We start from the raw sequence: 13,690 nt of genomic DNA on the forward strand, positions 1-13,690 counted from the left end.
GCGCAGGCTGTTCGTATGACCGCGCGGGACGGGCCGACGCTGATCGCCTCCGTCCAGCGGGCGTTCCGCCTGCTGGAGGCGGTGAGCGCGCACGACAACGGCGCGCCGGCGAAACAGCTGGCGCGGGAGGCGGAGCTGCCCCTGGCCACCGCCTACCACCTGCTGCGGACCCTGGTCCACGACGGTTACCTGCGCAAACTCCAGGACGGCGGGTTCGTCCTGGGGGACCGGGTGCAGACGCTGCGCACGACGGGACGCGCGCAGGCGCTGCTCAGCAGGGTGCGCCCCACGCTGGCCGCGTTGCGCGACGAACTGGCGACCCCCGCCTACCTCACCTTCTACGAGGACGGCGAGATCCGGGTCGCGGAGATCGTCGACGGGCCGCGGACGCCCCGCGTGGACCTGTGGGTCGGATTCGAGGACGCGGGGCACGCCACCGCGCTCGGCAAGTCCGTGCTGCGCGAGCTGGACGACGACGCCCGCAGGGACTACCTCTCCCGGCACCACCTCGCCGACCTCACGCCGAGGACCATCACCAGCCCCCGCGAACTCCTGCGGCGGCTGGACGCCTCTCCCGTGGCTCCGGCGGTCACGGATCTGGAGGAGTACGCGCTCGGCACGGTCTGCGTGGCGGTGCCCGTCTACAGCGGCGACACCCTCGGCTCGCTCGGGGTCTCCCTGCCGGTGGACCGGCTGTCCCGGCTGGAGCAGGTCCGGGCCCGGCTCCTGCCGACCGCCGGTCGCGTGACCAGGAGTCTTTCGCTCACCGTCTGATCGTTCACTATCTGAAAATCTGATCCTTGTGGGCGGCCGCGCCGACCCGTTTCCTGAGGGAAACGGACATTCGAGGACTTTCCGCCACACGTGAGGACTACGGACCAGCATGACTCAGGCCCGCAACCATGACGGCGACCACCGCCCGACCCGGCTGTTCGGACCCAGGGCGGCGGCGGCAGGCCGGCTCCTGCCCCTGCTGATCACTTTCGTCATCGGGACCGTCACCCTCCTCGGCGGAGCCGGGACGGCCTGGCTGCCGCTGCTGGCGGCCGGGCCCGCGCTGGCCGCCAGCACCCACGGACCGCGGGGCGTCCTCGGGGTGGGTCTGCTCGCCGCGGGACTCGGGGTGGCGCTCGGCGCCCGCGACGGCGCCCGGGGGGCGGAGCTGGCGGCCGTGGCGGCCGCGCTGCTGGCCGTCACCTGCGCGAGCACCCTGGCCGGCGATCTGCGCTCACGCCGGGAACGGGTCCTCGCGGACGTCCGGTCGGTCGCCGAGGCCGCCCAGCACGCGCTGCTCAAGCCGGTGCCGGCGACGGTCGGCCCCTTCGAGGCGGCCGTCCGCTACAGCGCGGCGGCCGCCGAGGCCACGATCGGCGGGGACCTCTACGCTCTGGTGCCCACTCCGTACGGCGTACGGCTCATCGTGGGGGACGTGCGCGGCAAGGGGCTGCCGGCGGTGGGCACCGCGGCGCTCGTCCTCGGCGTCTTCCGCGAGGCCGCCTACGACGAGCCCGATCTGCTCGCCGTCGTCGAGCGGATCGAACGCAGTCTCGCGCGCAATCTAGGGGCCGACGACTTCGTCACCGCCGTGATCGCCGGGTTCCCGCGCCCCGGACTGCTGCACGTGGTGAACTGCGGACACGCGCCGCCCCTGCTGGTGCGCGCGTCGAGGCGGATCGAGTCGGTGGAGCCCGTGCCGCCCGCCCCGCCCCTCGGGCTGCGGGCCCTGACCGACCAGACTCCCGGCCTTCAGGAGCTGTCGTTCGCGGACGGCGACCAGCTGCTGCTGTACACCGACGGCGTCATCGAGGCCCGGGACCGCGAGCGCGCCTTCTACCCGCTCGTCGAGGGACTCGCCCGTCATCTGTCCGACGAGCCCGCGCGCACGCTCGGCGCCGTCCACGACGAGCTGCTGGCGCATGTCGGCGGTCGCCTGCACGACGACGCGGCGCTGCTGCTGATCCGCAAACCGGTCCCCGCTCCGTCGGAGGAATCTCAACTTCCCTCCTCTCTAACGGTGTTGGCGGAGCCGGCGGGCTGACCGCGGTGGCGTGTGCGGCAGACTGTGCTCATGACACGCATGAGGAAGTCCGTCGCCGCGCTGGCCGCCGCCGCGGCCGCGCTGCTCGCGACAGCCCCCACCGCCTCGGCCGGCCCCACCGGCGCGTCCACCCCCACCAGCCCCGCCAGCCCCACCACCCCGGCGGCCGCCACCGCCCGGCACGCCCCCATCGTCCGGGAGAGCTTCGACCGGCTCCCGCTCGGCCCCGTCACCGCCGGACACGGCTGGACCACCGACGTCTCCGACGGCTCGGTGACCGTCGAGCCGAGCTCCACCGGCCACGGCCGCGAACTGCGGTTGCGCACCGAGGGCAACGGCCGCGCGTTCGTCGTGTTCTCCCGCCTCGCACCCGCCGGAAACAGCTTCTGGGCCCGTCTGCGACTGCGGGTGGACCGCTTTCCCACGGCCCCCGACTGGGCGCACTGGACCGTGGCGGAGGCCTCCGGCTCCGACGCCCCCACCCTGGTGCGCCCGCTGGGCGGCCAGTACGTGCCCACGTCCGGCGCGAACTTCTGGGGTGTCGGCTCCGACCTGGGGCCCACCGGCGACTGGACGGCCTGGAAGACCTCCGCGCCCGCGGCGGCCGGCGTCTGGAGCTGCGTGGAGTTCCACCTCGACGCGCGCGGCAACCGCGTCACCGTGTACCAGGACGGCGTGCGGCGCCCGGAGCTGACCGTCTCGACCGAGGACCACGGCGGCGGCGCGGGCGACTTCGTCTTCCCCCGCTTCGACACGCTCAAGCTGGGCTGGCAGCTGTACCAGGCCGGGCCCACACCGTCGTCGTACGACCTGCGCATGGACGACGTCGCGCTGAGCACCCGCCGCGTGGGCGGGTGCGACGCCTGACGCGGGCAGCGGCGGGCGAGGTGTGCCGTCCTCGCCCGCCGCGCTCCCGGTGTCAGGACAGGAAGCTCCCGTAGGGGCCGTTCAGGATCTGGTTCTTCTGGCTCTGGCTGAAGTGGGTGGCGGGATAGTCGTAGAAGGACGCCGACATCGGTGTGCCGTCCGTCGACGAGGAGTCCGGCAGGCCGAAGGCATGGCCGAGTTCGTGCACCATCCCGCCGTACCAGCGGTTCATGGACTGCCCACTGGTGCCGGCCGCGCCGTCGGCGTCGTGGCCGCTCAGCACGACCCAGCCGGGACTCGCGCCGCCGCCCGCGCCGTCGCCCTCGGCGCTGATCTCGCCCACGTTGAGCCACCGGCTGTCGGGGTTGTTCAGGCCGAACTTGCGTGCCAGTTCGTTCTGCATGTTGGTGACGGCCCACCAGTAGCGGTCGCCGCCGTTGGGCGTGTTCTCGTACCAGCTCCGTGGCTGGTCGCCGTTGACGACCTCGACCACGGTGTCGTTCAGCTTGAAGGTCTTGCCCAGTTCCTGCCGGTAGTAGCGCTGGGCCTCCCGCATCACCTTGGCGATGCCGTCGGGGTAGCGCTGGTCGAACGCGACGTCGGACGGCTTCAGCCAGTACACGCGGACGGTCTTCGTCGGCGGGGTCGAGCCGCCGCCGCTGCCGCCGAAGCCGGGCAGCCGCCAGGTCCGGGACGCCGTTCCGGTGCAGGGAAGTTGGACGAGGCCGGCGCCGGACGCGGTGGAGTCGGCGGCCGGTGCCGCGCACTTGCCCGAGTTCACCGACTGGACGCTGAAGACGTTCGCCGTGCCGCCGGCCGTCACGGGCAGCAGCCGGAACCTCTGGCCGGCGCCCGAGCCGCAGGCGCGCTGCACGAGCGTCGCGTTGTCGGCGGTGGAGGCCCCGTCGACCTCGACGCACTTCCCGCCCGCCGACGTGCCGACGCGGTACTGGTCGCCGGTCCCGTCGACCGGGGTGAAGGTGAAGGTCTGGTTGGCCTCGCCGTGACAGGACCACTGGATGAGCTGGACGCCGTCGGCGGTGGAACTGCCCGGCACGTCCAGGCAGTTGCCGCCGCCGCGGTTGACGGCGGTGGAGCTGAACGCCGTCGCGGCACGGGCCGGCGGCGCGAGCGCGACGGCGCCCGTGACGGAACCGATCAGCACGGCGAACAGCGCGGGCCAGAGGGAGAGGAACCGGGATCGTGTCATCGCTCTACTCCCCTGAGGGTGAGGTGAGGGGGGTGCCGAGGGCCGCCGGGGTGCCGAAGTCCGGTGTGCCGTCGGCCTTCCAGGTGAACTTCTGTGCCCTGGTCGTACGGTTCATGTCGCAGCCACCGCCCGCGGAGCTGTTGGCGTGGTAGACCATCCAGTCCTCGGTCCCGTCGGGCGACGTGAAGAAGCCGTTGTGGCCGGGCCCGTAGACGCCGTTGGCGTTGGAGCGCTGGAAGACCGGGTTCGGCGACTTCACCCAGGACGACGAGTCGAGCGGGTCGCCGCCGTTGTAGGTGAGCATGCCGAGCTTGTAGTCGGGCGTGGAGCAGTGGCCGGCGGAGTAGACGATGAACGTCCTGCCGCCGTGCTGGAGCACCTCGCCGCCCTCGTTGACCGCGCCGCCCACCGTCTCCCAGCCGTATGTCGGCGTCGACAGCACCCGGCGTGTTCCGCTCGCCGTCCAGGGGTTGGACAGCGGCCGGATGAACATCGGCTGCGAGCCGTTGTAGAAGGTGCCGAGGAGATACAGCCGGCCGTCGAGCCGCAGGATGCTCGGGTCCAGCTCCCAGGTGTCGTCCTGCGCCGGGTCGAGCAGGTCGGCCTTGAAGGTGTAGGGGCCCATCGGGTCGAGTCCGGCGCTCTCCAGCACGTGGATGCGCTGGGTGCCCAGGTCGTACGGCTCGCGCCCGGCCGTGTAGTAGAAGTACCATCGCTTCCCGCCGGGCCCGTCGAGGAGATGGAACTCCGGCGCCCACATCGTCCCTGCGCCGTTGGGCCGGCTGAGGTGGAAGACGACCTGGTCGGCGGCTGTGGCGAGCCCGGCGAGGGTGCTCGCCTTGCGCATCGTGACCGTGGAGTTCCAGGTGGTGGTGGCCAGGTAGTAGAACCCGTTGTAGTACGTGAGCCACGGGTCCGGGCCGTGCTGGGAGAGCGGGTTGGTGAAGGTGTGCGGGCTCGTGCCGCCGCCGGAGAAGGCGGGCAGCCGCCACACCCTGCCGTTCGCGGCGGCGCACGGCAGCTGCACCAGGTCGGTGCCGGACGCCGGGGACCCGCCGCCGGGCGCGACGCACTTGCCGGAGCCGACGGAGACGAGGTTGAAGGTCCTGTCGGCGCCGGGGACGGTCACCGGGACGAGCCGCCACCGCTGGTTCGGCTCGCCGTGGCAGGGCCACTGGATGATCGCCGCGTCGTCGGCCGTCGAGGCGCCGTACACGTCGACGCACTGGCCGGACCGCGTGGTGATCGTGTAGGTGTCGCTCGTGCCGGCGACCAGGGTGTAGCCGAAGTCCTGGTTCGCGCCGGAGGTGCACGACGAGGCGCGCAGCCGCGTTCCGGCGGTGGTCGAACCGCCCGGCAGGTCGAGGCAGTTGCCTCCGTCGCGGTTGACCCCGGTGGAGGTGAACGCGACGGCGGCGGAGGCGGGCGGCGCCGTGAGCAGGGGGGCGACCGCGACGGTGGTGAGCAGGGCGACGAGTGCCGGCAGGCACCGGGGACGGGTCATGGTCCGTACACCTTCGCTTCCAGGAGGCCGACGGAGTCGGCGCCGTTGCCGGTGAGCAGGATCCGCAGCCGGGTGGTGCTCGTGGCGGTGAAGGTGACGGTGTTGTACTGGTTCCTGGCCAGTGGGTAGCCGCTCGCGCCCGGCACGTCGACGTAGGCGCTGCCGTTCCAGTACTGGAGCTTCCAGGAAGCCGGCATGTCGATGCCCTCGTCGTCGTCGAAGAAGTACACGTCGGCCTTGTTCACGGTCTGCGCGGAGGGCCAGGTCAGCTCGGCCCACTGCTGTCCGGTCTGCGGCCAGGCGCCCCAGCGCGGGTTCACCGTGTCGTCGGACGACGGCGGGTCGATCCCGTCGTTCACGGCGGCGACGCTCTCCCAGGGGGAGGTGTACGACGCGGAGGCCGTCGCCGAGGCCGCCAGGTTGGGCGACGGCCGGGGCGGCTGGACCCCGCCCCGGTTGAAGGCCTCGATCTCGGTGAGGCCCGTCTTCGCGCCGGAGGCGTTGGTGGCCAGGACCCGCACCCGCTGGGCGCTGACCGCGGGGAACTGCACCAGGTTGTAGTTGGCGCGCGGCACGGCCGGACTCCTCGTCTGGCCGGGGACGTTCACCCAGGAACTGCCGTCGTGGTACTGGATGGTGTACGCGGAGGGCGCCCGGTACGTCGTGCTCGCCGGACGGCTGTCCTTGAAGTACAGGCGCACCTCGTTCAGCGTGCGGGCGGCGCCGAAGTTCAGCTCGTACCAGTCCTGGCCGTTGGGGGACCCGCCCGCACCCCAGAAGGGCTCGTTGGTGGGGTACCCGTCGACGGCGCCGGCGGTGGTGCTTCCGGAACCGGTGTACGACGCCGTCGCCGTCGCCCCGGCGGCCAGGTCGGTGGGGGTGCCGGTCAGGTCGACGCCGGCCTTGGCGAGCATGTCGACCATGCGCGGGCTGTTCTGCACGACCTGGTTGGGGGCCTGCAGACCGGGGACGGCCGTGTGGTGGGTGACCGTGCCGCTCGTGGTGACCTGACCGGTCGCCGGGTCCCAGGTGAACGGCACCAGGGAGTCGACGGTCGCGGCCCGGTTGCCGTTGACGTAGATCGAGTAGCCCTCGGGGACGCCCGGGTAGCGCACCACGCCGTCGGCCGGGTCGTCCCAGACGATGCTCAGGTCGGCGTTGCGGTAGCGCAGGTTGTTGACGGTGAAGTGGTCCCAGCCGATGTCGATCGGGGACAGCTCCACCTTCGCGTCGTTGCGCGGACGCAGCCCGGCGACGTCCTCGACGACCGTCCAGTTGCTGCTGCCCAGGATGTTGTGGTGGATCCAGGACCGGTAGTCGATGGTGCTGCCGTTCCAGTCGGCCCAGAACTCGTTGGCGTCGGGCCACTGGGTGTTGCCGCCGACGTACTGCGCCCAGGTGTTCCAGTAGAGCAGCTTCTTGTAGTCGGCCGCGGTCATCCAGGAGTTGGGGTAGTTGCGCAACACCGAGGAGTAGAGCCGGAACTGGACGGTGGAGTTGATGGTGGAGAAGTTGTTGGAGCCCGGGTTGCCGGCGTCGGCCGCTGCCTTCTTGTCGGTCTGGTCGGCCGTGTAGAAGGGGAAGACGGGGTAGTGCGCCGGGTCGTCGAACAGCCGCAGCGCCTGCTTGTACGTCGCGGTGTCGGGCACGGCGCCGACCGAGAACGGGTAGTAGTTGTTGATCTCCTTCCAGGGCACCCATTCGCCGGTCGACTTCAGCCGGTGCTCGAACAGCTGCCGGTTCGGGTTCCACAGCACGTTGACGATGGCGTCCTTGATCTGCGCCGCGAGCGTGCGCATCTCGGTGGCCTTGGCCGTGTTGCCGGTCGCCTCGTAGGCCTGGGCGGCGGCGAGCGCGCCGCTGTACTGGTAGGCGGACTCGGCGCGGTCCATGGCGCCGGGCTTCCAGTGGAAGGACACCGCGTCGGCGTCGTTGCCGGTCAGCGCGCCCCAGTCGTACTCGATGAGCTTGTTGTGGTCGTGGTCGTAGTAGGCGAGCTGCCCCTTGACGTCGCCCTCGGCGTAGTGGGCGAGGCTGCCGGCGATCGCCGGCTGTCCGCCGTGGATCTGGTAGCTGCGCCAGGCCGCCTCGGCGATGTACTGGGTGTAGCTGTTGGACCAGTTCTCCGGGTCGCCGGGGTTGTCCAGGAACCGGCCGCCCTTGGACACCTGGCCGACGCTGAGCCAGTCGCCGTAGGCGTAGGCGGGGTTGCGCAGGTACTTGAGGTCGTCGATGTGCATGGGCTGGGTGAGCGCGATCGCGTTGTTGTAGCCGAGGACGCCCTCGGTCGACGTCGGGAACTGGAAGGTCTGCCCGGGGATGTCGGCGTCGAGGTTGTTGAAGCGCATCAGCCACCAGCGGTAGTAGATGTTCTTCTTGATCGCGGGCTCGGGCACGTCGATGTAGGGCACGTTCTGGGCCCACCAGAGGTTGTAGGCCCGCACATGGGTGGCGAAGGCGGTGGCGTTCGAGTAGCCCGCGTAGGCGTTGTACTCGGTGAGCGAGGCGGGGATCTCGTCGGTGACGAAGCCCATCACCAGCTTCGCGGTGACCGTGGCGCCGGCGGCCACGGTCACGGACCGGTTCAGGCCGCCGTTGGAGACGCCGAAGCCGTCGCCGCTGAGCCTCGGGCGGATGGTGGTGAGGTTGTTGTAGGCGTTGACCTGCCCGGTCAGCTCGTTGCCGGCGCCCGAGGTGGCGTACGGCGAGGTGGCCCGCAACTGCAGTGTGGTGGCGCTGCCGCCGTTGTTCTTGATGGACAGGTTGGTCACGGCCACGTTGTTCTCGGTGATGAACTTCGTCTGCGTGACCTCGACCTGGCCCGCGGTGTGCACGCTCTTCCAGTGGCTCGGCGCCTGCCGGCGCTGGGAGACCTGCTCGGTGAACGTGCCCGGGGAGATCGCGACGGTGTAGGCGCTGTCGTCGTTGATGCTCTCCCAGTAGGCGACGTGTCCGCCGAAGCCGAGGACCGAGGGGTCGTGGGTCTTCATGAACAGCGCCCGCCCCCGGCTCATCAGCCAGGGTCCGGCCGGGTCGTTGCCGGAACGGGCGAGCAGCCGGTCCATCCAGAAGTCGGTTCCGGAACTCTCGGCGTCGTAGATGCTCCGCATCATGTCGCCGGGTGTGTAGGCGACCGGCGGGGCCGGGATCGCGGGGCCGGTGAAGGCGGGGAGGCCGATGGTCTGCGCGGCGGCGGCCGGACGCACCGCGCAGAGGGAACACAGGACGAGCACGAGGGCGACGAGGAGGCGCTTCATGGGTGCTCCGGGTGGACGACAGTGGGGGATGTCATGCGCCTGACATACGTGCGAGAAAACTGACCTGAAAGGTTTTCGCAACGTAGGAGCGAGCTGACGGCCTGTCAAGAGAGCGCGAAGAAACCGGTTTCCCGCCCTGCGTCGGCGTCGTCGGCGTCCGGGGCGCGGCGCTTCAGGACAGCGGGGCCGTCGATCCCCTGATCACGACACGGCAGCGCACGGTCTCAACGCCCGAGCGCCGCACCCCGCCGATCGCGGCGGACAGGGCGTGCGCGGCCGCGCGGCCGACCTGCTCCAGGTTCATGTCGACGCTGGTCAGCGGGGGACGCGAGGCCGCCGTCAGGACCTGCCAGTTGTCGAAGCCCATCACCGCCACGTCCTCCGGCACCCGGTGGCCGCGCTCGCGCAGGACGTCCATGACGCCCCGGGCGATCTGGTCGCTGCCGCACAGCACCGCGTCGACGTCGGCGTGCCGGTCGAGCAGCAGCGCGGTGGCCGCCCGCCCCCAGCCCTCCGACCAGGCCCCGAACCGGGGTTCTCCGACCGGCTCCAGCCCCGCGGCGGCGAGCGCGGCCGCGGCCCCCTGCGCCCGCTCCCGCGCCGCGAGGTAGCCGGGGTCGCCCGTGATGTGCGCGATCCGGGTGCGGCCGCAGGCCAGCAGGTGCCCGACCGCGATCCGGCCGGCGTCGACGTTGTCGGGCACGAGGGACAGGTCGGCCGGATCCTCCGAGGGCGCGTACGCGTAGACCACCGGAACGGGCAGGTCACGGCCGAGCGACGGACGGGGATCGGTGCGGCTGCCCACCACGATCAGCCCGTCCACCCGGCGCCCCAGCAGCGCGCGCACATGGTGCTGTTCGCGGATCGCGTCGCCCCGGGCGTCGCACAGGAGGACGGCGACCTCGCCCGCCCCGAAGGCGTCCTCGGCGCCCATCAGGATCGGGATGCTGAAGCGGCCCTCCAGGTCGCTGGTGAGCAGGCCGACGGTGCCCGACCGCCCGGCGAGCAGTCCGCGGGCCAACTGGTTCGGCCGGAAGGCCAGCCGTTCGGCGGCCTCGACGACCCGCTGCCGGGTCTCCGCCCGCACCTGGCTGCGCCCGTTGAGGGCCTTCGACGCGGTGGCGACGGACACCCCGGCCAGCCGGGCGACGTCGCTGAGCGTGGCGGGCTGCGAACGAGAGGGGCCGAGGGCCGGTGTCATCGAGGGTCTCCTGTCTCGCGTCGCGTACCTGAACGGTACGCGAGAACTTTCGGTCCTGGTGAGACAGGGAGAGGTTCACGCCTTTCGGGCACACTCGGGAAACCGCTTGCGACAAGGGGATTGACGGGCAGTCAGACGGGTTCTACTTTTCAGAAAGCCTTTTCGGTTCCTTTCCGTCGCAGAACCCATCCATAGGGGGATCGTCATGGGGAGCACGACCGGACCACGTGGAACCGCCCGCCGGCTCGCCGCCGGCGCCGTCGCGCTCCTCGCCGCCGCGAGCCTGATCACGGCCTGCGGCTCGGACGACGGCGGCGGCAAGGGCGGCGGCGAGGGGACACGGGCGGGCGGCGCGAACGGCGTCGACGACGGGTCCACGCTGACGATGTGGACCAGGGCGGCCACCCGGCCGCAGAGCGAGGCGCTGGTCGAGGCGTACAACGCCGGCCACAAGAACAAGATCCGGCTGACGGTGGTCCCCACCGACGACTACCAGGCCAAGGTCGGGGCGGCGGCCGGCTCGCACGACCTGCCCGACCTCTTCGCCTCCGACGTGGTGTTCGTGCCGAACTACACCTCCAGCGGACTCTTCGCCGACATCACCGACCGCGTCGACGCCCTGCCCTTCGCCGGCAGCCTGGCGCAGTCGCACATCAAGGCGGGCACGTACGAGGGCAGGAAATACGTCGTCCCGCACACCCTCGATCTGTCGGTGCTCTTCTACAACAAGGACCTCTACCGCAAGGCCGGACTGGATCCCGCGAAGCCGCCCGCCACCCTCGCCGAATGGGACCGCCAGGCGCGGGCGGTGGACGCGCTGGGCGGTGGGGTCGACGGCACCTTCTTCGGCGGCAACTGCGGCGGCTGCGGCGTCTTCACCTGGTGGCCGTCGATCTGGGCCGGCGGCGCGGAGGTGCTCGACGAGGACGGCACAGCGGCCGACCTCGCCTCCGCCACCGCGAGGAAGGTCTACGACACCTACCGGGGCTGGGTGAAGGACGGCATCGTGGCCCCCGGCGCGAAGGACGAGACCGGGACCACCTGGACCGGCGTCTTCCCCAAGGGCAAGGTCGGCATCATGCCCATGCCGTCGACCACCCTGGGGCTGATGCCCCGCGGCCTCGACCTCGGCGTGGCGCCCATCCCCGGCCCCGACGGCGGCAGTTCCACCTTCGTCGGCGGCGACGCCGTCGGCATCTCCGCCACCAGCGGGAAGGCCGACCAGGCCTGGAACTTCCTCGCCTGGTCCCTCGGCGACACGGCACAGGTCGACGTGGTGGCCGCGCACAAGGACGTCGTGGCGCGCACCGACCTCGCCGCCAACAAGTACTCGGCGGCGGATCCGCGCCTGGTCACCATCAACCGGCTGGTGGGCCAGGGCCGCACCCCGTACGCCCTGAAGTTCGGACAGACCTTCAACGACCCCAACGGGCCCTGGCTCACCCTGATGCGCGACGCCGTCTTCGGCGACGGCACGTCCGTCGAGAAGGACAACAAGGCGGTCTCCGCCTCGCTGGCCGACTGACCCCGCCCTCCCGGGGTCCACGACCCGGCACGGCACGGCACGGGACCGCACGGCACGGGACCGGACGGTACGGCGGCGGAGGGCGAGGCGCGGCGCGGTTCCCGAGGTCCGGCGCCCCGCCGGATCCACGTCCCCACGTCCCCGCCCCGCCTCCCCACGGCAGAGGAGAGTCATGCAGGTGAAGGCGCCCGACCGGGCGACCGCCGAACAGCCGGCCCCGACACGCCTCCCGGCCGCCCGGCCCCGGGCCCGCGCACCCCTGCTGCGCTCCCGTACGGTCCAGGGCCTCTGCTACGCCGCCCCGACGGCCGTGTTCGTCGCCGTCCTCTTCGTGCTGCCCCTGCTGCTGGTCGGACAGATGTCGCTCAGCGACTGGCCGCTGCTCACGGGGAACCGGGGCGTCAACGCGCCCGAGAACTACACCGACGCCACCGACGGCGCCCTCTTCTGGCCCGCCGTCCGCTTCACCCTCCTCTACACCGTGACCGTCACGGCCGTCCTCCTCGGTCTGGCCCTGCTCCTCGCGCTGCTCGTACAGGAGTCACGGCCCGGCGCCGGCTTCCTGCGCACGGTCTTCTTCCTGCCGGGCGCCCTCGGTCTAACCTCCGCGTCACTGCTCTTCTGGGGGATGTACAGCCCGACCACCGGACCGCTCAGCCGCGTCCTGGAGCGGCTCGGGCTCGTCGACGATCCCGTGTCCTTCCTCGGCACGCCCACCGCGGCGCTGCTGTCGACGGTCTTCCTCGTCGTGTGGAAGTTCGCCGGCTTCTACATGCTGATCCTGCTCGTCGGCCTCCAGCGCATCCCGCACGAGCTGTACGAGGCGGCCCGGATGGACGGCGCGAGCCGCGGCCAGGTCTTCCGCTCGATCACCCTGCCGCTGCTGCGCCCCTCGCTCGCCCTCTCCCTGCTGCTGTGCGTGACCGGATCCCTGCTCGCCTTCGACCAGTTCTTCGTCCTCACCAAGGGCGGCCCGGACAACAGCACCGTCACCGTCGTGCAGTTGATCTACCGCGAGGCGTTCCAGCGGATGAACCTCGGCACCGCGGCGGCCCTGTCGGTCCTCGTGCTGGCGGCCCTGCTGCTGCTCAACGCGGCGCAGTTCCGCGCTCTGCGCCGCTCCGACGCGTCATGACCCCCGCCTCCCGCAGAAGGGACACCACGGTGCCCACCCGAGCCGTCAGCCGGACGCCCCACCACGTCGTCACCGGCGGACTGGCCGTCGTCTTCCTGTTCCCCCTGCTGTGGAACGCGTGGGCCTCGGTCAGCGCGCAGCCGGGCACCGCGCAGGAGTCCGGCCACGGCCTGGGCAACTACCGCACCCTGCTCGACCACGACGCGGGCCTGTGGCGCTACCTGGGCAACAGCACGCTCGTCGCCACGCTCACCGTGGCCCTCACCCTCGGCGTGTCCCTGCTCGGCGGCTACGCCTTCGCGCGCTTCGACTTCCCCGGCAAGAACGCGCTGTTCCTGCTCACCCTCGCCGTCCTCATGGTCCCCTACGCCACCCTCCTCATCCCGCTCTATGTGCTGCTCGGACGGCTGCACCTGCAGAACTCGCTGGTCGGTCTGAGCCTGGTGCTGACCCTGTTCCAACTGCCGTTCGCCACCTTCATGATGCGGATCTCCTTCGAGTCGGTGCCCCGCGAGCTGGAGGAGTCGGCGCTCGTCGACGGCTGCGGCACGGCGGGCGCGCTGCGCCGCGTGCTCCTCCCGGCGGTGCGGCCCGGCCTGATCACCGTGGGACTGTTCGCGTTCCTCGCCGCCTGGAACGACTTCATCGCGCCGCTGATCCTCATCTCCGACAGCGAGAAGGCGCCCCTGCCGCTGGCCGTCGCGAACCTGCGCCAGCAGAGCATGGGCGCCGTCGACTACGGCGCCACCGAAGCCGGGGTCGTGGTCCTGGCGGTGCCCTGTCTGCTGCTCTTCCTGCTCCTGCAACGCCACTACGTGCGCGGCTTCATGTCGGGCGCGCTCAAGGGCTGAGGCCCGGAACGCGAAGGAGACCGGGATGACACGCGACGACACCCGACGGCGCCGCGACGGCGGAACCGGAGAACCGAGAGGACGAACCGAAGGCATGGACTG

The 13,690-nt window shown here is 71.5% G+C and carries 10 protein-coding genes; 6 read left to right on the forward strand and 4 right to left on the reverse strand.

Annotated features, from left to right (window positions below; all coding sequences use genetic code 11):
* The first annotated feature begins 15 nt into the window (after window positions 1–15).
* The 3 genes from OG802_RS31980 to OG802_RS31990 all read left to right on the forward strand — a co-directional run bounded on the left by OG802_RS31980 (window position 16) and on the right by OG802_RS31990 (window position 2,905).
* Window positions 16–774, forward strand: a complete 759-nt coding sequence (locus OG802_RS31980; RefSeq protein WP_329416177.1) for an IclR family transcriptional regulator — start codon at window positions 16–18, stop codon at window positions 772–774.
* A gap of 109 nt (window positions 775–883) precedes the next feature.
* The gene (locus OG802_RS31985) at window positions 884–2,038 is read left to right on the forward strand and encodes a PP2C family protein-serine/threonine phosphatase (RefSeq protein ID WP_329416181.1); all 1,155 of its coding nucleotides are present in this window, start codon (window positions 884–886) and stop codon (window positions 2,036–2,038) included.
* A 30-nt stretch (window positions 2,039–2,068) separates the two neighbouring features.
* On the forward strand, window positions 2,069–2,905 hold the full coding sequence (locus OG802_RS31990) for a hypothetical protein (RefSeq protein WP_329416183.1): 837 nt from the start codon (window positions 2,069–2,071) through the stop codon (window positions 2,903–2,905).
* Between the two features lie 52 nt (window positions 2,906–2,957).
* On the opposite strand, the gene OG802_RS31995 is transcribed toward OG802_RS31990, so the two are convergent.
* From OG802_RS31995 to OG802_RS32010, 4 genes are all read right to left on the reverse strand, one after another.
* The gene (locus tag OG802_RS31995; RefSeq protein ID WP_329416185.1) at window positions 2,958–4,115 is read right to left on the reverse strand and encodes an RICIN domain-containing protein; all 1,158 of its coding nucleotides are present in this window, start codon (window positions 4,113–4,115) and stop codon (window positions 2,958–2,960) included.
* Between the two features lie 4 nt (window positions 4,116–4,119).
* On the reverse strand, window positions 4,120–5,619 hold the full coding sequence (locus OG802_RS32000; RefSeq protein ID WP_329416187.1) for a family 43 glycosylhydrolase: 1,500 nt from the start codon (window positions 5,617–5,619) through the stop codon (window positions 4,120–4,122).
* Window positions 5,616–8,876, reverse strand: a complete 3,261-nt coding sequence (locus OG802_RS32005; RefSeq protein ID WP_329416188.1) for a discoidin domain-containing protein — start codon at window positions 8,874–8,876, stop codon at window positions 5,616–5,618. The genes OG802_RS32000 and OG802_RS32005 overlap by 4 nt, the downstream gene beginning before the upstream one ends.
* A gap of 172 nt (window positions 8,877–9,048) precedes the next feature.
* Complete coding sequence (locus tag OG802_RS32010; protein WP_329416189.1) at window positions 9,049–10,077, reverse strand: LacI family DNA-binding transcriptional regulator; 1,029 nt, start codon at window positions 10,075–10,077, stop codon at window positions 9,049–9,051.
* Between the two features lie 205 nt (window positions 10,078–10,282).
* Between OG802_RS32010 and OG802_RS32015 the strand changes: the two genes are divergently transcribed.
* The 3 genes from OG802_RS32015 (at window position 10,283) to OG802_RS32025 (ending at window position 13,588) form a co-directional block, all read left to right on the forward strand.
* Complete coding sequence (locus tag OG802_RS32015; protein WP_329416191.1) at window positions 10,283–11,602, forward strand: ABC transporter substrate-binding protein; 1,320 nt, start codon at window positions 10,283–10,285, stop codon at window positions 11,600–11,602.
* 172 nt (window positions 11,603–11,774) lie between these two features.
* Complete coding sequence (locus tag OG802_RS32020; protein ID WP_329416194.1) at window positions 11,775–12,737, forward strand: carbohydrate ABC transporter permease; 963 nt, start codon at window positions 11,775–11,777, stop codon at window positions 12,735–12,737.
* Window positions 12,734–13,588, forward strand: a complete 855-nt coding sequence (locus tag OG802_RS32025; RefSeq protein ID WP_443055410.1) for a carbohydrate ABC transporter permease — start codon at window positions 12,734–12,736, stop codon at window positions 13,586–13,588. The genes OG802_RS32020 and OG802_RS32025 overlap by 4 nt, the downstream gene beginning before the upstream one ends.
* Window positions 13,589–13,690 lie beyond the last annotated feature (102 nt).

Source organism: Streptomyces sp. NBC_00704, from assembly GCF_036226605.1.
GTDB lineage: Bacteria > Actinomycetota > Actinomycetes > Streptomycetales > Streptomycetaceae > Streptomyces.